This is a genomic window from Streptomyces sp. NPDC104226 (genome assembly GCF_055584085.1).
The window spans coordinates 318432-337956 of record NZ_JBVJMS010000005.1; the positions used below are offsets into that span (position 1 = coordinate 318432).

A 19525-nucleotide genomic window follows, 5' to 3' on the forward strand; every position below is an offset into this window, starting at 1 on the left:
TCGGCCGCCCCCGCCCGACATCGCCTAGGGCTGCAGGAGCCGGGCGAGCAGTGAGCCTGAAGCGAGGCAGGCGACGCCGATGATGCCGAGCGCCTTCATGAGGGAACGCGATTCGGCGAGTTCGGCGCCGCGGTTCCCGATCACCTGGTCCCGCGTCGAGCCGGTGAAGACGGTGACGTCGGAGAGCAGCGCATCGCCCCGGCTCACCCGGGTGGCCCGGACGCCGTGGCGGTCGCCGACCGGGCGGGCGATGAGGAAGGCCGGCTCCTGGGCGCTCAGCCTGATCTCCACGAGGTGCAGGCGTTCGTACGGCCTGGTGCCGGAACACAGGTCCGGCGGGACGAAGGCCGGCGGTGAGGTGACGGCGACCGTCATGGTGTGATGGGGCGGCGCGTCCTCCGGGGACATCGCTTCGTACAGCAGGGACGGGTCCAGGCTCAGTCCGCCGCTCGCGTCGCGCAGGACGGGCATGCCCGGTGCCGTGCAGTCCCACAGCACGTCGTGGTCCGGGTTGGCCTGGCCCTCCGACTGGTGGGGCCGTCGGCGGCCCGGAGAGCGGCGCAGTTCGACGTGGAACCACACGCAGGGTTCTTCGGACAGGGGCGCCACGACCATGCCGTACGGGCCCGGGGCGCTGACGCCGACGGCGGCGAGACGGCGCGGGCCGGGCCTCCATGCCGCGCACGGTACGACCCGTACCCGCTCGATCAGCCGCCGTTGCCGGATGTCGCCCAGTGCGAGCAGCGTGGCGGTACCGCTGCAGATCACGGACATGGCGCCGAGGAGGATCAGTGCGCTCGCGAACCACATGGGCCCTCCGGGACGCCGGCAGCGGCAGACGGTTTTCACGGTCCAGCGCCAGCGTACTGACGAGTCGTCACTTCCCCTATCCCTGCGGGTACTTCGCCTTACGGATCGGGCCGTTCCGGGCCTACGGGGCACCAGTACCGGCGGGATCTGCCGCCCGGCCGCGGTTTCGGCGGAGTCCCGGTGGGCCGCCTACGGGGACGAGCTGCTCGACGCCCAGGAGGCGGGGGGCTCGTTGGGCAGGACATGATCCTCTGGTTGCTCAATCACCTCAGCACATTCGTCCTCGGCGTCCTGCTCGTCGGCGGCTTCGTCGCCCTCGCCATCGGCGGCAGCCTGGCCGCCCGCCGCCGCTTCCCGCACCTCGCGGACGGCGACCACAACGAGATGGTGGGGGTGGCCCTCGGGATGTTCGGCGCGATCTACGGCATCATCCTCGCCTTCGTCGTCGTCACCCTGTGGACGCAACTGGAGAACACCCAGACCATCGTCGCGACCGAGGCCACCGACCTGGCCCTGGTCGTCCGCAGCGCCGAGGTCTTCCCGCAGGCCGAACGCGCGCGCCTGGAACGGGCGGTGGGGGAGTACGTCCACGCCGTGGTCGAGGTCCAGTGGCCCCTCATGCGCGAGGGCCGGCCCAGCTACGAGGCCACCGCCGAGCAGACGCACGGCCTGTACACCGCCCTCCAGGCCTACGAGCCCGCAGGCGCCCGGAACGAGACCTTCTACGGGGAGGCCGCCGGGCTCCTCAACGACGTGGCCGCGCAGCGCCGGGCACGCGTGACCATGGCCGAGACCTCGCTGCCGCCGCTGCTCCAAGTTCTCGTGTACGGGGGAGCTTTCGTGATCCTCCCGCTCACCTTCCTCTTCGGGCTGCGGAGCCTGAAGATGCAGCTGCTGTTCGTCTCGGCGGTGGCGGGGCTCATCGGCTTCAGCCTGCTGCTGGTGATGGCCCTGGACCGGCCCTTCGCCGGGGAACTGAGCATCAGCCCGGCCCCGTACAAGGAAGCGGCGCTGGCGCAGTTCTGGCAGTAGGGGCGGGGGACCCGTGCGGCCCCGCCGCCCGCCGTCCGCCGCCGCCGCTCAGCCCCAGGTGCGCGAGGACAGGACGAGCTGGTAGCCGTCGGGGTCGGTGACGGTGACCCCGTAGGTGTCCCAGTACGGGTTGTGGGCGGGCGTACGGGTCCCCCCGTGCTCCACGAGCCGGGCCACGAGCGCCTCGTCGGGGGCCTCGCCGAGATAGATGACGAAGAGGTCCTCGGGCGTGGGGGTGGGGGCCACCGGGTTCTCCGGGTCCCGGGTCAGCTCGAAGTGCCAGCCGCCCCCGAGGGGCCCCACCATCAGCAGGTCGTGGTGCCCGGAGACCCGCTCGGTGGTGCGCCACTGGACGTCGAGCCCGAGCCCTCCCACGTAGAACCGCTCGGCGGCGGCCAGGTCGAGCGAGGGGCGGGCGATCCGGACGTGTGCGCGTGAGTCGATCATGGAGGCGAGGGTACGGGCCCGTCAGAGGAGGGGGCCGAGGTCGACGAGGTCCAGCCGGTCGGGATCGGTCAGCACGTCGATGGCGGTGATCCGGCCCTCGCTGACCGTGAAGGCCATCACCGACATCAGCCGGTCCTCGACCACGCACAGCACACCGGCCGCACCGTTGACGAGCACGGGGCGGACGAACGGCGCGAGGGCGCTGTAGAGGGCCGCCTGCGACCCCACGATCCGGGCGCCGGTCAGCACCACCGACTGGCCGGCCCGCGCCGTGCCGCCGTCGGAACGCAGGACGACGTCCGGGTGGAGCAGGGAGAGCAGGGCGTCGAAGTCCCCGTCGCGGGTGGCCGCGAAGAACGCGCTGACCGCCTCGCGCTGCCGGGCCAGGTCCGGATCCGGCGCGGGAGCCTGCCCCTGGACGCGGCGCCGCGCCCGGCTGGCGAGCTGCCGGGTGGCCGCCGGCGTCTTGTCGATCATCAGGGCGATCTCGTCGAAGGGCACGGAGAACATGTCGTGCAGCACGAACGCCAGCCGCTCCGCCGGAGCGAGGGATTCGAGCACCACGAGCAGCGCCAGCCCGACGGAATCGGCGAGCAGCACCTCCTGCTCGGGGTCGACCACGCCGCCCTCCCGGGCGAGAACGGGATCGGGCATCCGCGGAGCGCCGCCGGCCCCGTCCAGCCGGACGTCGAGGGAGTCCTCCCGGCGGGTCGTGCGGGCCCGCAGCCCGTTCAAACAGAGCCGGGCCACGACCGTCGTCAGCCAGCCCCCCAGGTTCTCCACGTCACCGACGTCAGTGCGGCTCAACCGCAGCCAGGCCTCCTGGACCGCGTCCTCGGCCTCCCCGAGGGAACCGAGCATCCGGTAGGCGACGGCCCGGAGATGGGAACGGTGCTCCTCGAAGCGGAGGGCGAGGAGGCGCTGCGCGTCGGGGTCGGCGTGCGCATCGGCGTGCCCGTGGCTGCCCGTTTCCACGTCCGCGCTCACGTCCGCGTCTCCGTCCACGCCCACACCCATGGCCACATACCCCCGTACTGAGTTCCCCGACCGGCCGTCGGCTCAGTAGAACATCAGTCCTTGCGCCCGGTCACGGCTACGGTCACACCCAGGCCGATCATCGCCAGCCCGCCGGCCCCGCCGACGGCGGAGAGGCGCTGCGGCGAGCGCGAGAACCAGCTCCGGGCGGTGGCGGCGACCATGCCCCAGGCGCTGTCGCAGACCACGGCGATGAGGTTGAAGACCAGGCCGAGCGTGAGCATTTGGGCCGTCACGTGCCCTTGGTCGCGGTCCACGAACTGCGGGAGGACGGCCGCGAAGAACACGATCGTCTTCGGATTGGCCACCCCGACGGCGAACCCTTCCCACAGCGACCGCCAGTTCCCGTACGAGGCTGCGGTCGCCCCGAACTCCGCACGCAGCGCATGCCGCTGCCGGAAGGCCTTGATCCCCAGGTAGACGAGGTACGCGGCCCCCGCGAGCTTGAGCGTCGTGAACACGAGCACGGACCGCTCCACGACGGACCCCACCCCGAAGGCCACGGCGACGACGAGCACGTACGCCCCGAGGGTGTTCCCGGCCACCGTGATCAGCGCGGCCCGCCACCCCTGGGACAGCGCCCGGCCGATGACGAAGAGCACGCTCGGCCCGGGGATGAGGATCAGGAGCAAGGACATGGCGGCGAACGCCAGCAGCCGGTCAGTGGACACCATGGACGTCATCGTTCCGGACGGGTGGGGGGGAGGGGAAGGGAATTTCGGCGGGACGGACGGCCGGGCGGACGGGGTCGCTCCGGAAACAAACGGGTTGCCGCCGACCGGACGCTCGGATAGGAAGCTCGCATGCTCAAAGGCAACACGGTGGGGCTCAGGGCCCGGCACGAGGACGACATCCCCCTCCTCCACGCAGGTCTGCACGACGACGTGGTCACCGCTTCGCGGGCCACCGCGAACCCGTGGCGGCCGCTCATGGCCGGCTCGCAGGCCCTGTCGTTCCAGGTGGACGACAAGGAGCCGGGCCACGTGCCGTTCTCCGTGGTGGACCTGGAGACGGGAGCCCTGGTCGGCACCGCGACGCTGTGGGGCATCGACAACCACAACCGCACCGCGCACGTCGGCCTCGGGCTGCTGCCGTCCGCGCGCGGCAAGGGCTACGCCACCGACGTGGTCGCGGTCCTGTGCCACTACGGCTTCGTCGTCCGCGGCCTGCACCGGCTGCAGATCGAGACGCTGGCGGACAACATCCCGATGATCCGCGCCTCCGAGCGCAACGGCTTCGTCCGCGAGGGCGTGCTGCGCTCCTCGGCCTGGGTGATGGGCGAGTTCCTGGACGAGGTCCTGTACGGCCTCCTGGCCCGCGACTGGAAGCCTGCCGTCACCGCCTGAGGCGGTCCAGGCCGGGCAGGTCGGCCAAGGCCTCCCGGATACGGCTGCCGAGGTCGGCTTCGCCCAGCTCGTGATGGGCGACGGGGAACGACAGCGCGGGCGGCTTCTCGTTCCAGCCGAACCTGTCCCGGTCCCCGCGGCGGACGAAGACCAGCGCACCGACCTGGCTGTTGAGGAGGGTGGCCTCGATCTGGGCGAGCTCGTCGGCCTTCCGCCCGGAGTCCTCCAGGTAGTACGTCTGGAGGTAGGCGCGGCGCTGCGCGACGTACGGGACGGAGTCGGCGGTCAGCTCCGCCTCCACGCGGTGGTACCCCTCGGCGAAGAAGGCGTCCATCACGGCCTCGTGCAGCGGCGGCGCCGCCACGTGCAGGAAGTCGACGTCCCGCACCACGTCGGCCCCGCCGGATTCGACCGTGGTCACCACCGAGAGGTCGACGCCCGTGGACCGGCCGCCCAGTTCGGTGATCGGGCACTCCCAGGGCAGCCGTCCGCGGAAGCCGATCCGGTGCTCCGCGCCGGGGGAGACCTCGGCGGAGGTCTCGTAGGCGACGGGCGTGAGCCGGGCCACCTCGTCCTCGCGGGAGATGCCCTCCCAGGTCATGGACTTCGCCATGACCCGTACGTCGAACCGGTCGACCTTCAGCCCCGTACCGCCGCCGCGGAACGCCACCTCGCCCCTCAGCCACTGACCGGGCTGCGCGGCCACCGTGGTGATGACGGCGTCGATCTCGGGCGGTTCGCCGGCACCGGCAATCCCGCCACCGCCGCCCTCGCGCCCGAAGCCGAAGAGCCTGCGCAGACCCATCTGTTCCTCCCCCGAGACAGTCGGCCACAGCCTATCCCCGGGCGCCCGTCCCACCTCCGGCTAGGCTCGTGCCAGGTGGTGTGGGGAGGAGGCCGGCGGTGGCGTTCCGCAAACTGTTCGGGGCGGTTCAGGACGAGGGCGACGGGCACGCGGAGCACGTCGAGCCGCCCGAGATCGACACCCGGATCAGCACCCTCGCCCTGCGGCCCGGCGCGGAGGTCAGCGGCCGGCTGGTGATCCGCGCCGGCGGAGCGGACCTGCGGATCACGAACATCGTCCTCCAGCCGGTCGCCACGATGTACCGGTCCGACGGCGAGGTCATCACCGACCACCTGTCGTACTTCCACGCAGGGGTGTCCCGCTTCGACGTGCCGGCCGGCACCGAGCGCCAGGTGCCGGTCACCGGACGGCTGCCCTGGAGCGTCCCGTTCACCGACTTCGCCGGCCGGGCCCTCGGCATCGACCTCTCGCTGCGGACCAGGATCGTCCTGGGCGACGTCGCGAAGACCGTGCTCACCGACACCGACTTCCTGCACGTGGACCCGCTGCCCGCCGTTCACGGTGTGCTCGACGCCTTCGGCGAACTCGGCTACCTGGAGCGGTACTCCCACCTGGTCAAGGACCAGATCAAGGACTCGGAGCAGATCGCGGAGGAGTTCCAGCCCGTCTTCCTCACCGACCCCAGCGGCAGCCGGACGGACTTCCCGGAGCTCGAACTCGCCTTCGACACGAACCCGGTGGGCACCGTCTGCCACCTTCGCGCACCCGCGCCGTCCGTCTTCACCTGGGACGGCAAGCCCGGCACGGTCTGGTTCCCGGCCGCCCACCACGAGGTCCCCTACGCCGACCTCACCGCCCGAGCGGCCCGGGCCCTGGAAGACCTCGCGGAGTTCTACCGCCGCCGACCGAAGAAGGCCCGCGCCCGGAGGTAGGCCGGTCCGGCTCAGTGGCGGTAGGCGGCTGCCGCCATCTCGATGAAGGAGCGGATCAGCGGGTTGGCGTCGCCCTCGTTGCACGCCACCACCACGCGGCTCGGCGCCATGTCGGTCAGCGGCACCACGGCCAACTCCGCGGGCAGGTCGTGTCCGAGGGGGGCCAGGCCGACCGTGCCGTTCCACAGCACGGCGTGCAGGCATTCCTGGACGGCGCGCACCACGGGGCCCTCGCGCGGCGTGCCGCCGTTCCAGTACGAGGCCCAGGCGGGGTCGGTGCCCCGGGGGAACCGGAACCAGCGGCGGTCGCTCAGATCGGCCAGTCGCAGCCGGTCGCAGCCGGCCAGCGGATCGTCGGCGCGCAGGACCACGCCCACCGGATCGGTCCGGAGCGTACGGACCGTCAGGGCGGTCTCGTCGAAGGGAGCCCGGGTCAGGGCGACGTCGACCAGTCCGGTGCGCAGCCCGCACGTCGGGTCGGTCAGGTCGGTCTCGCGGATGCGGATGTCGATGCCGGGGTGGGTCCGGTGGTAGGCGGCGGCCAGCCTCGCAACTCCCGGGTCGGTGCCGTCGCCCAGGATGCCGACGGTGAGGGTCGCGCCGCCGGCTGCCGCGCGCACGCGCGTACGGACGCGGTCGGCGTGGTCGAGCAGGGCCCGTGCCTCGTCGAGCAGTACCGCGCCCACCGGGGTGAGGGTGACGCCGGCGGCCGAGCGGGCGAACAGCAGGGCCCCGACCTCGGCCTCCAGCCGCTTGATCGCACGGCTCAGCGGCGGCTGGCTCATGTGCAGCCGGGTGGCCGCCCGGCCGAAGTGGAGTTCCTCGGCGACGGCCACGAAGTAGCGCAGGGTCCGTAGCTCCACGCTGCAACGATACCCACCGGGTATCGGTGCCGCCCGATGGGTCTTGGACGCGGCCGCGCCCCCGGCAGTGCACTGGTGGCATGAACATCGCCTACTGGATCCTCGCGGGTCCGCTCGCCCTCTTCTACCTCTACGCGGGCACCCTCAAGGTGATCCGAAGCCCCGACCAGCTCCGGCCCATGATGTCCTGGGTCGACCGCATGCCCCTGCCCGCCCTGAGGGCCCTGGGGGCGGTCGAAGTGCTCGGCGCGGCCGGCCTGGTCCTGCCGCCGCTGACGGGCATCGCGCTCCCGCTGGCAGCGGCGGCGGCCGGCGGCTTCGTCCTCCTCCAGGCGGGGGCGATAGCCGTCCACCTGACGGGCGAAGACCGCCGGATCGCCCTCAACGTCGGGCTCCTCGCCGTAGCGGCCGTGACCCTCTGGCCGGCCACCGGGCTGTGAGGGTGCGGGGCCCGCGTCCGGCCGTCAGGACCGTCAGCCGGCCTTCTTGATCAGCTCGACCTGGAGCTTCGCCATGCCGTTCCTGTTCTCGGCGTCGTAGATGCTCGCCTGGACGTACGCCACGACATTGCCGACGCGCATGACGGTACGGGTGCTGGACTTGCCGGTGGTGAAGGACTGGGTCTCGTCCGCGCCGGTGGTGAACTGGGTCGGCTCGGGCGCGGGCTCACGGCTCGCCGTCTTGGCCGCGATGCCCTTCATCGCGGCACTCGCGGCCTGCTTCGAATCGAACGAGAGGAGGGTGAACTCGACCTCGTCGTCATCCGAGTTGCCCCTCACGGCAGCCTCCTTGTGGCCCGCGGCCACGAAGCCGTCGCACGCGGTGCCGGTTTCCTCGGCGCAGTGCCGGCGTGCCTGTTCTCCGTCGAACGCGGCCAGGTCGTCGCCGACCCAGACGGCGCCCAGCGCCTCGTTGGTCGGCAGCGCCGCCCGCACCTGGTCCACCGACAGGGTGCCGGTCTTCTTTCCCTTGCCGTCGCCGCTTCCTATCGGGGCAACGCCCACGGCCGAATTCGCGGCGTCCCCGTCACCCCCACAGCCGGCCAGCGCCGCCACCAGCACCACGGCACACACGGTCCCCCGCACAACGGACTTCACTCTGAACTGCCCCTCGTTTTTCGCACGTTGAAGATCCCTACTTAATCACCCGTTGACTAATCAGCCTGCGCCGGGTGGCGGGATCGTGCGGAGGGAGTCCTACGGAGTACCCGCAGCTCAGGGCCGGTGAACCCGGCCACGAACGCCGCCCAGGTCCGGGGCGCTGCGGATCGAGGTGTCGGACGCCCGCCGGGACCGCCGTCCGGCCGTCGCCCCGCACGCGTACGGGGCCGAGGCGGGCTACGGCCTGCGCATCGTCGAGGCCGTCGCCGCCGACTGGGGGTCAGGGACCGGCTGGTCGGGAAGACGGTCTGGGCGGAGCCGGCGGTGCGGGCGACCGCGTCAGCGGCCGCCGGGGAGCGGGCGCTGGTGCTCGGAGGCGAGTACCCAGATGAGGAGCCGGCTGTCCTCGATCGTGTAGACGGCCTGGTGGTCGCCGACGTGGAGGCGGAGCCGCCGGCGTGCGGGGTGGCCGCGCAGGGCCCTGGTGTCGAAGGCCCTCGTGTCCCCCGCCGTGAGGGCCTTCTGGAACTCGGTCAGCCGCTGCAGGATGCGCAGGGCGTCGGGGCGGGGGACACCGAGCAGGTCACGCTGGGCGTGCGGGGTGAGGCGGGTGGTGTAGGCGATCGGTCCCATCGGTCAGCAGTCCTCGTGGCGGAGGGCGGCGGCCATGTCGTCGAGCGTGACGGACCCGGCGGTCCCCGCGCGCTCGGCTTCGTCGGCCAGCCTGTTCAGCCACGCGTCCTCGGCCTCGTCCACGAGCCGGCGCAGCTGCCGGTACTCCTCGATGCCGACCACGACGGCCACCTGTGTGCCGTCGCGGGTGATGACCGTGGGGACGCCGTCGCGGTACGCGCGGTCCACGGCGCCCGCCAGATGGCTGCCCACTTCGATCATGGACTCGATCACAGGCTCACTCATGCAGCGAATGTACCGAATGTGCCGCAATGCGCCCGTGTGGCTCTCAGAGGTACGGGGCGAACTCGTCCAGGACGCGCAGGATCGCGGACTCGTCCTCCGAGGGGAGCTGGAGGACGACCTCCTCGAAGCCCAGGTCGGCGTAGTGGGACATCTTGCCGGGGGTCGGCTGGACGGCGTACGGGACCACCTGGAGGGACTTGGGGTCCCGGCCCGCGGCCTCCCAGACCTGGCGCAGCACGGGGAGGGACTCCGTCAGGCCGCCGCCGCCGATCGGCATCCAGCCGTCGCTGTGGTCGGCGATGGCGGCGAAGAGCTTCGGGCCGGCCTGGCCGCCGATCAGGGTGCGGGGGCCGTACAGGGGGACGCCCGGGGCGAGTTCGCGCGGGGGCTGGACCGGCTTGGGGTACGCCGAGCTGGCCTGGACGGAGGAGAACCGGCCGACGTACGCCGTGGGCTGCGGGGACCACAGGGCCCGCATCAGGGCCATGCGGTCGCGGACCAGTTCGCGGCGATTGCGCCACTCGACCCCGTGGTCGGAGGCTTCCTCCACGTTCCAGCCGTAGCCGATGCCGAGGGTGACGCGGCCGCCGGACAGGTGGTCCAGCGTGGCGACCTGCTTCGCGAGGCCGATCGGGTCGTGCTGGGCGACGAGGGTGATGCCGGTGCCGAGGTGGAGCCGCTCGGTCACGGCGGAGGCCTGCCCCAGGGCGACGAAGGGGTCCAGGGTGCGGCCGTAGCGGTCGGGGAGCTCGCCGCCCATGGGGGCGGGGGTGACGCGGCTGACCGGGATGTGGGTGTGCTCGGGGAGGTAGAGGCCGGAGAAGCCGCGTTCCTCCAGTGCGCGGGCGAGCGGGACGGGAGCGATGGTGCGGTCGGTCAGGAAGACGGTCGTGGCGATCCGCATGTGCGCTGACACCTCCGTGGCTGGGGAGGGCCAAAGTACGGCTTCGCGCCTGCGGAGGGCAGGGGCGTGCGTCGGCCACGGGGGTGGCGGTGGTCACCCCCGGGGGTAGCGGGCCAGCCAGCTGGTGGACGTTGCGGCCGGGCCGTGGAGGGCGGGGCCCTGGGTCATCTCCAGGGCGAAGTCGTCGGCGAGTTCCAGGACCGTGGCGCGGCCTTCGAGATCGGCGAGCCAGGCCGCCGGAAGGGCCGTCTCACCGTGCTGGGCGCCGAGCAGGGAGCCGCACAGGGCGCCGGTGGCCGCGGAGTCGCCGCCGTGGTTCACGGCGAGGCGCAGGCCGTGGGCCACGTTCTCGGCGACGAGGGCGCAGTACACGGCGATGGCGAGGACCTCCTCGGCCTGGCGGCCGGGGCCGGGGGACAGGGCCTCGACCGTCTGCGGCGACGGGACGCCCGTGGTGACGGCGCCGAGCGCGCGCTGCAGGGCGTCCGTGACGGGCTGGTGGCCGGGGCGGACGCCGAGCAGGCCCAGTGCGCGCTGGACGGCGGAGTCGAGGGACTCGCCACGGGTCAGGCCGTGGACGATGACGGAGTGGGCGCCCGCCGACAGGTACGCGGTGGGGTGTCCGTGGCTCTGCGCGGCGCATTCGACGGCGAGTTGGAGGACGAGGGCCGACTCCCAGCCGACCAGCAGCCCGAAGGGGGCGGAACGGGTGGCGGCGGCCGGGTCCAGGGCGGTCGGGTTCTTCGGCTGTGCGAGCGTACCGAGGACTCCGTCGGCGAAACCGGTCAGGCAGGAGCGGTCGGGGGAGCGGCGGGCGTAGAGCCATTCCTCCTGCGCGAGCCAGCCGTTGTCCTCGCGGCGCTCGTCCGGGCCCCAGTCGCTCTGGGTGAGGGCCCAGCGGAGGTACGCGCGGTGCACGTCGGTCGGCGGGTGCCAGGCGCCGGTGTCCCGGCGTACGTGGGCCCGTATCAGGCCGTCCACGGTGAAGAGCCCGAGCTGCGTGGCCGCGGTGACCGTGGCGCGGGGGGCCGGATCGGTCAGGCCCGCCGGGCCGTGGGCGTCGAGGAGCTCGGGGAGGGAGAGGGCGGCGACGGGTGCGCCGAGGGCGTCGCCGATGGCGGAGCCGAGGAGGGTCCCCCTGACCCGGCTGCGGAAGTCCTGCTGCTCGGTGCGGCCCCACAGGCCGGTGGTGACGGCGGCCCGGCCGCCGAGGGTGGCGCCGGCGGCGGGGCCGGTGGCGGGGCCGAGGCTGGTGGCTCCGGGGGTGGCTCCGCCGGCCGGGTCGGGGGCGGGGGGTGGTGGCGTCGGCTGGAGGGGCTGGGCCGCCCCGAGCCGGCCCTGCTGCTCCCCGGACGTTTCCGTCGCCGTGTCCATGTCGATCCCCCCGGACTGCCCGCGCGTGCTCTGGCGGGCACTGTAGTGGACAGTACCGATCGAGTCCGGAACCAGTCGGTCACGGGGGCGGTATGGAGACGGGGAACGGCTGGATTCCGCCGTTCCCCGCAGGGGTTCCCGGGACCAGGGAAATCCTGGAACCCCGGGAACGCCTCCCGTCCTAACGGATGGTCGCGAAGGCCTTCCAGTTCTCGTTGGATATCTTCGCCGCGGCGCCGAACGTGCCCTGGCCCGTACCCGCGTAGCGGAAGAGCTCGCCGGCGGCGTTGCGGGCGACGAGGTCGTTCTTGCCGTCCCCGGTCAGGTCGCCGATGCCGACGACGTTCACCAGGCCGCCCCAGCCGGAGGCGATCTTCACGGGCGCGCCGAGGGTGCCCTTGCCCGTGCCGTCGTAGCGGTACAGGGAGCCGGTGGTCGTACGGGTGAGGAGGTCGGCGTTGCCGTCGCCGTTGAGGTCACCCGCACCGACGATGAGCATCGACTTCCGGCCGGTGGCGATCTTGCCGGCGTTGGCCAGGGTGCCCGCGGCCGTGCCCTTGTACAGGTACAGGTCACCGGTCGAGGCCTGACGGGCGACCAGGTCCGGGAGGCCGTCCCGGTTGAAGTCGCCGGAGTACGTCAGCTCGTCGAACTGCCCCCAGCCGCTGCTGCCGATCTTGGTGGCGGGGGACTGCGGGGTGACGGTCGTCCCGCAGGCCGGGGTGTAGCGGATCAGCTCGCCCGCGGCCGTACGCACCAGGGTGTCGTTGCAGCCGTCCCGGTTCAGGTCGCCGAAGGGGAGCACGAACGAGGTGGTCGGCCAGCTGCCCGCGTAGGTCCGGTCCGACACCGTCTGGTTCGTGCCGTGGTAGACCCACAGGTCGCCCTTGGCGTTCTGGGCGAACAGGTCGGGGTTGCCGCTCCAGCCCGCGTGGTCCCGGAACTTGGGTGCCACGGCGGAGATCCCGGTGCCGGACGCCCACAGCTGGTTGCCCTGCGGCCAGACCGCCGTCGCCCGGCCGTCGGACCCGCCCACGGCGACGGCGCCCTTCACCTCCGTCGGGACGGTGCTGAGCCGCGTGGGCGTCGTTGCCCAGACGCCGCCGCGGCGGGTGGAGGTGACGAAGTGCGTCACGTTGCGGCTTTTGCTCGCCCAGCCGACCACGACCGTGCCGTCGGCGCCGATGGAGGCATCCACCTGGGTGTGGCGCACGTCCAGGTCGAGTTCCTTGATGGCGCTCCAGCTCCCGGCGGTCGTCCGGCTGGCGGTGCGCAGCCACGACCCCTCGGAGGAGTGGTTCGTCCAGAGGAGGGTGATCTCCCCCTTCGGCCCGATCAGCGACGCCTGCAGGACGGCCGAGGCGCCCCACCCCGTGAGTTCCTCCGGGGCGCCCCAGGTGCTGGAGCCGGCCTTGCGCACGGAGGTGAGGATGCGGTTGTTCCCCTCGTCCCCGGTCTCCTCGTTCCTGCCCGTCGCGTAGCTCCAGGAGACGGCCGCCGTGCCGTCGGGGCCGACGCTCAGCAGGGGCGGCGTGCTCACCTTCGCCTTGCCGGACACGGCCACGGGGCCGCTCCACTGGGTGGCACCGGCCGCCTTGGTCAGCGTGAAGACGCCGGAGGCGTTCTGGGCGGCGACGGTGAAGGTCCCGTCCGGTCCCACCGCCACCTGCGGCGCGACCTTGGTGGAGCCGAGGGAGGCGGGGGTGGACCAGCCCTGGCCGGGTGAACTCTGCGAGGCGTAGAGCTTGTCGTCCGATCCCGTCGCGCGCCACACGGCCGTCCGCGTGCCCGAGTCCGGGTCGTAGGCGTAGCTGAAGTCCTTGACCGTGGTGCCCGCCTTGAAGGGCAAGCTGGAGTGGTCGGTCCACTGACTCAAGCCCTCCGGGAGCCGCGCCGTCTTGATCTCGGCCGCGGACTCCGACAGGCCGCTGATCCACGCCAGGGAGGTCGATCCGTCCGGGTCCGCCGTCAGCTTCACGCTGTCCAGCGAGGCCCGGACCAGGTCCAGCTGGATCGGCTTGCCCCAGACGGTGCTGTTGGCGGGCCGGATCGCCGTCATGAGTGCGGCGTCCGTCCGGTTGGGGGCCTGGTAGTACCAGACGGCCACCGACCTCCCGTCCCACATCGTCACCACATCCTTGATGTGCATGCCGTCGGGCAGGCCCGGCATCGGAGTGGGCGTGCTCCAGGACGACGCCGCGGCCGTCTCGGCCGACGGAGCCACCTCGGCCGCCGCGGCCACCCCGGCCGTCGCGAGGACGGTCGTGGCGGCGGTTCCGAGGCCGATGCCCCCCAGGGCCAGCGTCGGCACGAGTGCCGCGGTCACGAGGTTCCTGTTTCTGCGCATGGTTGATTACCTCTGTCTAGTAAGCCGATTGGTGCCTCAGCGGCACGTTTTGCCAGTTGTCTTTCCGATGGCCGCGTCCAGCCATTCCGTGTTCACGCGGCGTTGGCCGCGGGCCCGGAGCCTCGGGGCATGAAGAAGGCACTGCTCGCCGCGACCGTCGTCGCCTCCACGTTCACCCTCGCCCTCGTCGCGGCCCCCGCCGCCTCGGCGTCCTCCTCCGGGTGGGACCTCCCCTGGGGCGGCCGGCACCACGGCCACTCCGCCATCCCCTTCACCGAGGCCACCGTCACCGCCGGTGCCGACGGGGCGTACACGCTGAAGTGGAACGCCAAGGGCACCAAGCGCGTGGAGATCAAGGCGAACGGCAAGGTCGTCGCCAAGGGCGGCGCCCGGGGCGAGGCCGTGGTCAGCGGGCTGCCCGCCGCCGACCGCCAGTGGTTCGACTTCGACCCCGACCGTGGTCAGGGGCTGCGCCTGGCCGACCGGCTGATCAAGCTCGAAGGCACCGTCAACTTCCGTGACGCGGGCGGCTACCGCACCACCGGCGGCCAGTGGGTCAAGATGGGCGAGATCTACCGCTCCGACGCCCTGAACAAGCTCACGGACAACGACCTCGCCAAGCTCCAGCGCCTGCGCGTCAAGACGGTCTTCGACCTCCGCATGGAGAGCGAGCGCACCACGGACGCCGACCGCGTCCCGGCCGGCGCGCGCCACGTCGTCGCCGACGTCTTCGCGGGCTCGGGCTCCTTCCAGGCCATGCCCAAGACCCCCGACGAGGCCGTCAAGGCCATGGTCGACGCCGAAAAGGCGATGGTCAGCGGGGAGGGCGGCAAGAAGGCCTACACCCAGGTCTTCGAAGGCGTCGAGCGCGACCGCGACCGCGGAGTCCTGTTCCACTGCACCGCGGGCAAGGACCGTACGGGCTGGGCGAACGCCTCCCTGCTGACCGCCCTCGGCGTGCCCAGCGAGACGGTGATGGCCGACTACCTGGCCAGCAACGACTACCGCAAGGCCGCCAACGACGCGATCCTCTCCCACCTGCCGGCCGCCCAGGCCGCCGTCTACAAGCCGATGCTCGACGTGCGCCCGGAGTACCTCAACGCCGGGTACGAAGAGGTCCGGGCGAAGTTCGGCAGCTTCGAGAACTACCTCCAGAGCGGCCTCGGCATCGACGGCCGTGAGCTGAAGCAGCTGAAGAAGGACCTCCTGGTCGACTAGGCAGGCCTTCGCGGACGGGCGTGGGCGGACGGGGGCGCGCCCGTCCTGAGTCGGTTCCTGCGTCACGGGTTCACGACGACCTCGTCGTAGCGGCTCAGCGAGAAGAAGTGGGGCGAGGTGACGTACAGGAAGCGGGCGTTCCACGTGCCGGTCATGTTGGCGGGGAACTTCCTGGAGAAGCTGCCGTCCGCCAGGGTCCTGGTGGATCCCATGCCCTGCCACGTCGTGCTTCCCGCGGGCCTGAAGTAGTAGTGGACGGTCGCGCCGACCAGCGGCGTGCGGGCGGCGTCGGTCTCGGTCAGCCTGCCCGTGACCGTGATCGGCTGCCCCTTCCTGACCGGCTCGGGCGCGGCGTTGAACTCCGAGATGGCCGTCGCCTTCCGCTCGTTCAGCCGGACGGCGGGTGACACCGAACCCCGGAAGTTCGGGGCGCCGGCGTACTGCAGTCGCACGAAGCCCGGGCCGGAGTGGGGGGCGTCCCCGCTGACGTACTCCGTACGGCTGTGGCCGGGATCGGTGTGGACCAACGTCCCGCCGATCGTGGTCCAGCCGGTCCTGCCGTCCGCCGAGTACTGGATGTCCACCTTCGACGAGTACGGGGTGCCCGCCGGGATCTGGACGAGGTCGAGCTTGGCCCGCACCGTCACGACCTTGTGCGAACCCAGCACGGCCGTGAAGTCGTGGAAGGCGGTGCCGCCCGTGGTGTCCACCGCCACGTTCCGGGAGGTCTCGGCCACCCAGGGCGAGGCCGTGCGGACCTGCCACGGGGCGTCATCGGTGAAGGGCAGGGCGAAGGACCCCTCGAACCGGCCCGCACCGTCCGTCGTCAGGTACTTCGGCGCCTCGGGGGCGGTGTTGACGGCGATCCTCAGGCCGGCGGGAGCCGGCTTCCACGTGCCGTCGGGGGCCTTCCAGGTGACGGTGCCGCCGACCTTGCCGCTGGTTCCGAAGGGGCCGGTCAGCGTCGGGGAGTCCAGGGTGATGCGCGCGGCGGCGCCCGGCGTCGCCACCGCCACCGGCAGGGACTCCTGCTCCTTGACGCCGTTCGCCTCGCCCGCGAGGTGGACGTACGTGGATCCGGCGTCGGCCGCCTTCGCACCGGACTCGGCGCCGTCGACCGTGATCTTCGAGGTGAAGTGTCCCTGGGCGTCGGGGGTCACCGGTGTGGTGACGGTGCCGGTCCGGGCCGTGAACGTGCCCGGGTAGGGCTTCAGCGCGCCGTTGCGCGGGTCGTAGAGCTTGACGTCACCCGAGACCACCGTCCGCGGGTCCGCGAGGGACACCGCCTTCGAGGACTTCAGGTTCGTGAAGGAGGGCCGCACCTGGTAGTTCAGGCTCGTCTTGTCCCAGTGGGTGACGGGTGCGCCCTGGGGATCGTCGTACTCCACGTCGACGGCGTACTCGCCGAGCGCGGCGAGCTTCAGCGGGGCGGTCCGGACCCCCTGGGGGGCGGGGGTGAAGCTCGTGACGGTGGCGACCCGGGCGGTCGTGCCCTTCTTGCGCAGGTGCACCTTGAGGTCCTTGGGCAGCGCCGCGGTGCCGAAGTCCAGGACGACCTGCTCGTGCAGCACGTGTGCGCTGAACTGCCTGACCGGGGACTCGGCGGCCTGCGCGGCCGTGGTCGGCACGGCCAGCGCGGCGCCCAGCCCCAGGACGGTCGCCGTGCAGAGCACGGCGTTGGTGCGCTTGTTCATGAATCCCCCGGAAAAGCGTTCGGCTGTCGCCGGTGAGACCGCCGAACGCCTCCGAGGGTTGTACGGGACTTAGTCCAGGACCGGCAGCAGCTCCGGCAGGTGCCCGTCCGAGGCGCGGGCCGCGGCCTGGCGTTCCTCCGGGACCTCCCCGTAGAGCGTCGTACGGGCCTTCGCGGGACGGCCGGCCGCCTCGGCGACGGCGATCAGGTCCTGGACGGACTTGTACGAGCCGTAGCTCGACCCGGCCATCCGGGAGATGGTCTCCTCCATCAGGGTTCCGCCCAGGTCGTTGGCGCCCGAGCGGAGCATCTCGGCCGCCCCGTCCGAGCCCAGCTTCACCCAGCTGGTCTGGATGTTGGTGATGTGCGGGTGGAGCAGGATGCGGGCCATCGCCGTCACCGCGCGGTTGTCGCGCACCGTCGGGCCGGGACGGGCGATGCCCGCCAGGTAGACGGGGGCGTTGGTGTGGATGAAGGGCAGCGTCACGAACTCGGTGAAGCCCTCCACCCCCTTCGCCCGCGCCTCCTGCTGCATGCGGGCCAGGGTGCGGAAGTGGCCCAGCCAGTGGCGGGGCTGGTCCACGTGGCCGTACATCATCGTGGAGGAGGAGCGGATGCCCAGCTCGTGGGCGGTGGACACCACGTCGATCCAGTCGGCCGCCGGCAGTTTGCCCTTGGTCAGGACCCAGCGGACCTCGTCGTCGAGGATCTCGGCCGCCGTACCGGGGATGGAGTCGAGACCGGCCTCCTTGGCCGCCGTCAGCCAGTCCCGTACCGACAGGCCCGTGCGCGTCGCGCCGTTGACGACCTCCATCGGGGAGAAGGCGTGCACGTGCATGCCGGGGACGCGTTCCTTCACCGCCCGCGCGATGTCGAAGTAGGCCGTCCCGGGCAGGTCCGGGTGGATGCCGCCCTGCATGCACACCTCGACCGCGCCCACGTCCCACGCCTGCGCGGCCCGGTCGGCGACCTGGTCGAGCGAGAGGGTGTACGCGTCCGCGTCCGTACGGCGCTGCGCGAAGGCGCAGAAGCGGCAGCCGGTGTAACAGACGTTGGTGAAGTTGATGTTGCGCGTGACGATGTAGGTGACCTCGTCGCCCACGACCGACTTGCGCAGGTCGTCCGCGATCCGGCAGAGGGCGTCCAGCGCCGGGCCGTCCGCGTGCAGCAGGGCGAGCGCCTGCCCGTCGGTGAGCCTCGTCGGGTCGTCGGCGGCCTGCGCGAGCGCCCCCCGTACGTCGGTGTCGATGCGCTCGGGGACCATCCCGGGGGCCGCCGCCTCGCGCAGGGCCTCCCAGTCGCCGTAGACCTCGTCGAAGTCCTCGCGGCGGTCGGCGGTACGGCCCTGCGTGTCGATGGTGGTGTGCAGGTCGGTCCGGCCGTAGGCGGCGAACCCCTCGTCCGGCTCCTGCCAGGGCCGGCCCTCGACGGCCGCGGACTCGTCCGCGAGCCCGGTCCGCGGGTCGGCGAGCGCGCGGACGTGGGGGAGCAGGCGCGGGTCCAGCCACGGCTCGCCGCGCTGCAGGAACTCCGGGTAGATCGTGAGGCGTTCGCGGAGCTCGAAGCCCGCGTCGGCGGTGCGGCGGGCGAGCTCCTCGATGTGCGGCCAGGGGCGCTCGGGGTTCACGTGGTCGGGGGTCAGCGGGGAGACCCCGCCCCAGTCGTCGATGCCGGCGCCGATGAGTAGCGCGTACTCGGAGTCCACCAGGTTCGGCGGGGCCTGGATGCGGGCGCTCGGGCCGAGGATGTGGCGGGCCACGGCGATGGCCGCCGCGAGCTCCTCCAGCTCCGCGTCGGGCATGCCGCGCATCGCCGTGTCGGGCTTGGCCCGGAAGTTCTGGACGATGACTTCCTGGATGCCGTGGTAGCTGCGCTGGATCCGGCGCAGCTCGAAGAAGGCGTCCGCGCGCTCCTCGCAGGACTCGCCGATGCCGATCAGCACCCCGGTGGTGAAGGGCACGTTGGAGCGGCCCGCGTCCTCCAGGACGCGCAGCCGGACGGCCGGGTCCTTGTCGGGGGAGCCGTGGTGCGGGCCGCCGGGCTCGGACCACAGCCGGGTGGCGGTGGTCTCCAGCATCATGCCCATCGAGGGGGCCACCGGCTTGAGGCGCTGGAGGTCGGACCAGGACAGCACGCCGGGGTTGAGGTGGGGGAGGAGGCCGGTCTCCTCCAGGACGCGGACGGCCATGGCGCGCACGTAGGCGAGCGTGTCGTCGTAGCCGTGCGCGTCGAGCCACTCGCGGGCCTCGGGCCAGCGGTCCTCGGGCCGGTCGCCCAGCGTGAACAGGGCCTCCTTGCAGCCCATGGCCGCGCCCTTGCGGGCAATGTCGAGGACCTCGTCGGGGGACAGGTACATGCCGTGCCCCTCGCGGCGGAGCTTGCCCGGCACCGTGACGAAGGTGCAGTAGTGGCACTTGTCCCGGCACAGTCGGGTGAGCGGGATGAACACCTTGCGCGAGTAAGTGATGACGCCGGGCCGGCCCGCGGCTTCGAGGCCGGAGTCCCGGACCCGGGCGGCGGAGGCGGCGAGGTCCTTCAGGGCCTCGCCGCGCGCCTGCAGGAGCACGGCCGCCTCGGTCGCGTCGAGCGCGACGCCGTCGCGGGCGCGACGGAGCGCGCGGCGCATCGAGTTCTCGGTCGGAGCGTCACTCGGAGTGGTCATGGGCCGAGCATACGATCCGCTCGCGCGGGCACGGAGGGG

The 19525-nt window shown here is 72.3% G+C and carries 19 protein-coding genes; 5 read left to right on the forward strand and 14 right to left on the reverse strand.

The features are described from left to right. Positions 1-24 precede the first annotated feature (24 nt). On the reverse strand, positions 25-810 hold the full coding sequence (locus tag ACZ60J_RS17895; protein WP_469682881.1) for a hypothetical protein: 786 nt from the start codon (positions 808-810) through the stop codon (positions 25-27). A gap of 243 nt (positions 811-1053) precedes the next feature. On the opposite strand from ACZ60J_RS17895, the gene ACZ60J_RS17900 reads away from it, so the two are divergent. After that, on the forward strand, positions 1054-1842 hold the full coding sequence (locus ACZ60J_RS17900) for a bestrophin-like domain (protein WP_469682883.1): 789 nt from the start codon (positions 1054-1056) through the stop codon (positions 1840-1842). Between the two features lie 48 nt (positions 1843-1890). On the opposite strand, the gene ACZ60J_RS17905 is transcribed toward ACZ60J_RS17900, so the two are convergent. The 3 genes from ACZ60J_RS17905 to ACZ60J_RS17915 all read right to left on the reverse strand — a co-directional run bounded on the left by ACZ60J_RS17905 (position 1891) and on the right by ACZ60J_RS17915 (position 3998). Beyond that, positions 1891-2289 (reverse strand): VOC family protein, encoded by a 399-nt coding sequence (locus ACZ60J_RS17905; protein WP_469682884.1) that lies wholly within the window; start codon positions 2287-2289, stop codon positions 1891-1893. 21 nt (positions 2290-2310) lie between these two features. After that, on the reverse strand, positions 2311-3294 hold the full coding sequence (locus ACZ60J_RS17910) for a sigma-70 family RNA polymerase sigma factor (protein ID WP_469682885.1): 984 nt from the start codon (positions 3292-3294) through the stop codon (positions 2311-2313). A gap of 65 nt (positions 3295-3359) precedes the next feature. After that, positions 3360-3998, reverse strand: coding sequence for a LysE family translocator (locus ACZ60J_RS17915; protein WP_469682886.1), 639 nt, complete (start codon positions 3996-3998; stop codon positions 3360-3362). A 129-nt stretch (positions 3999-4127) separates the two neighbouring features. Here ACZ60J_RS17915 and ACZ60J_RS17920 point away from each other — a divergent pair, with 129 nt between their 5' ends. Continuing rightward, entirely contained in the window at positions 4128-4670 is a 543-nt protein-coding gene (locus ACZ60J_RS17920; protein ID WP_469682888.1) for a GNAT family N-acetyltransferase, read from the forward strand. On the opposite strand, the gene ACZ60J_RS17925 is transcribed toward ACZ60J_RS17920, so the two are convergent. Next, on the reverse strand, positions 4660-5475 hold the full coding sequence (locus tag ACZ60J_RS17925; protein WP_469682889.1) for a sporulation protein: 816 nt from the start codon (positions 5473-5475) through the stop codon (positions 4660-4662). The two genes, ACZ60J_RS17920 and ACZ60J_RS17925, sit on opposite strands and share 11 nt — an antisense overlap. Before the next feature lie 98 nt (positions 5476-5573). On the opposite strand from ACZ60J_RS17925, the gene ACZ60J_RS17930 reads away from it, so the two are divergent. Beyond that, a complete protein-coding gene (locus ACZ60J_RS17930; RefSeq protein ID WP_469682891.1) occupies positions 5574-6407 on the forward strand; it encodes a sporulation protein in 834 nt (277 codons plus the stop codon). Positions 6408-6418: 11 nt separating this feature from the next. On the opposite strand, the gene ACZ60J_RS17935 is transcribed toward ACZ60J_RS17930, so the two are convergent. Further along, complete coding sequence (locus ACZ60J_RS17935; RefSeq protein ID WP_469682893.1) at positions 6419-7270, reverse strand: LysR family transcriptional regulator; 852 nt, start codon at positions 7268-7270, stop codon at positions 6419-6421. Positions 7271-7350: 80 nt separating this feature from the next. Between ACZ60J_RS17935 and ACZ60J_RS17940 the strand changes: the two genes are divergently transcribed. Next, complete coding sequence (locus ACZ60J_RS17940) at positions 7351-7710, forward strand: DoxX family protein (RefSeq protein ID WP_469682895.1); 360 nt, start codon at positions 7351-7353, stop codon at positions 7708-7710. Positions 7711-7743: 33 nt separating this feature from the next. On the opposite strand, the gene ACZ60J_RS17945 is transcribed toward ACZ60J_RS17940, so the two are convergent. The 6 genes from ACZ60J_RS17945 to ACZ60J_RS17970 all read right to left on the reverse strand — a co-directional run bounded on the left by ACZ60J_RS17945 (position 7744) and on the right by ACZ60J_RS17970 (position 13913). Continuing rightward, complete coding sequence (locus ACZ60J_RS17945) at positions 7744-8367, reverse strand: DUF7373 family lipoprotein (protein ID WP_469682897.1); 624 nt, start codon at positions 8365-8367, stop codon at positions 7744-7746. Positions 8368-8709: 342 nt separating this feature from the next. Further along, positions 8710-9003, reverse strand: coding sequence for a type II toxin-antitoxin system RelE family toxin (locus ACZ60J_RS17950; protein WP_469682898.1), 294 nt, complete (start codon positions 9001-9003; stop codon positions 8710-8712). Positions 9004-9006: 3 nt separating this feature from the next. Next, positions 9007-9288, reverse strand: coding sequence for a type II toxin-antitoxin system Phd/YefM family antitoxin (locus ACZ60J_RS17955; RefSeq protein ID WP_469682900.1), 282 nt, complete (start codon positions 9286-9288; stop codon positions 9007-9009). Between the two features lie 43 nt (positions 9289-9331). Continuing rightward, positions 9332-10192 carry an LLM class F420-dependent oxidoreductase gene (locus tag ACZ60J_RS17960; RefSeq protein ID WP_469682902.1) on the reverse strand — a complete coding sequence of 287 codons (861 nt, stop codon included), beginning with the start codon at positions 10190-10192 and terminating at the stop codon, positions 9332-9334. 93 nt (positions 10193-10285) lie between these two features. Continuing rightward, positions 10286-11374: an ADP-ribosylglycohydrolase family protein gene (locus tag ACZ60J_RS17965; protein ID WP_469683273.1), complete on the reverse strand. Its 1089-nt coding sequence runs from the start codon at positions 11372-11374 to the stop codon at positions 10286-10288. 373 nt (positions 11375-11747) lie between these two features. Then, positions 11748-13913: an FG-GAP repeat domain-containing protein gene (locus ACZ60J_RS17970; RefSeq protein WP_469682904.1), complete on the reverse strand. Its 2166-nt coding sequence runs from the start codon at positions 13911-13913 to the stop codon at positions 11748-11750. Between the two features lie 129 nt (positions 13914-14042). Here ACZ60J_RS17970 and ACZ60J_RS17975 point away from each other — a divergent pair, with 129 nt between their 5' ends. After that, positions 14043-15131, forward strand: coding sequence for a tyrosine-protein phosphatase (locus ACZ60J_RS17975; protein ID WP_469682906.1), 1089 nt, complete (start codon positions 14043-14045; stop codon positions 15129-15131). Between the two features lie 62 nt (positions 15132-15193). On the opposite strand, the gene ACZ60J_RS17980 is transcribed toward ACZ60J_RS17975, so the two are convergent. Beyond that, positions 15194-16825 (reverse strand): hypothetical protein, encoded by a 1632-nt coding sequence (locus ACZ60J_RS17980; protein ID WP_469682908.1) that lies wholly within the window; start codon positions 16823-16825, stop codon positions 15194-15196. Between the two features lie 69 nt (positions 16826-16894). Further along, positions 16895-19486, reverse strand: a complete 2592-nt coding sequence (locus tag ACZ60J_RS17985) for a bifunctional FO biosynthesis protein CofGH (RefSeq protein WP_469682910.1) — start codon at positions 19484-19486, stop codon at positions 16895-16897. Between the last annotated feature and the right edge of the window lie 39 nt (positions 19487-19525).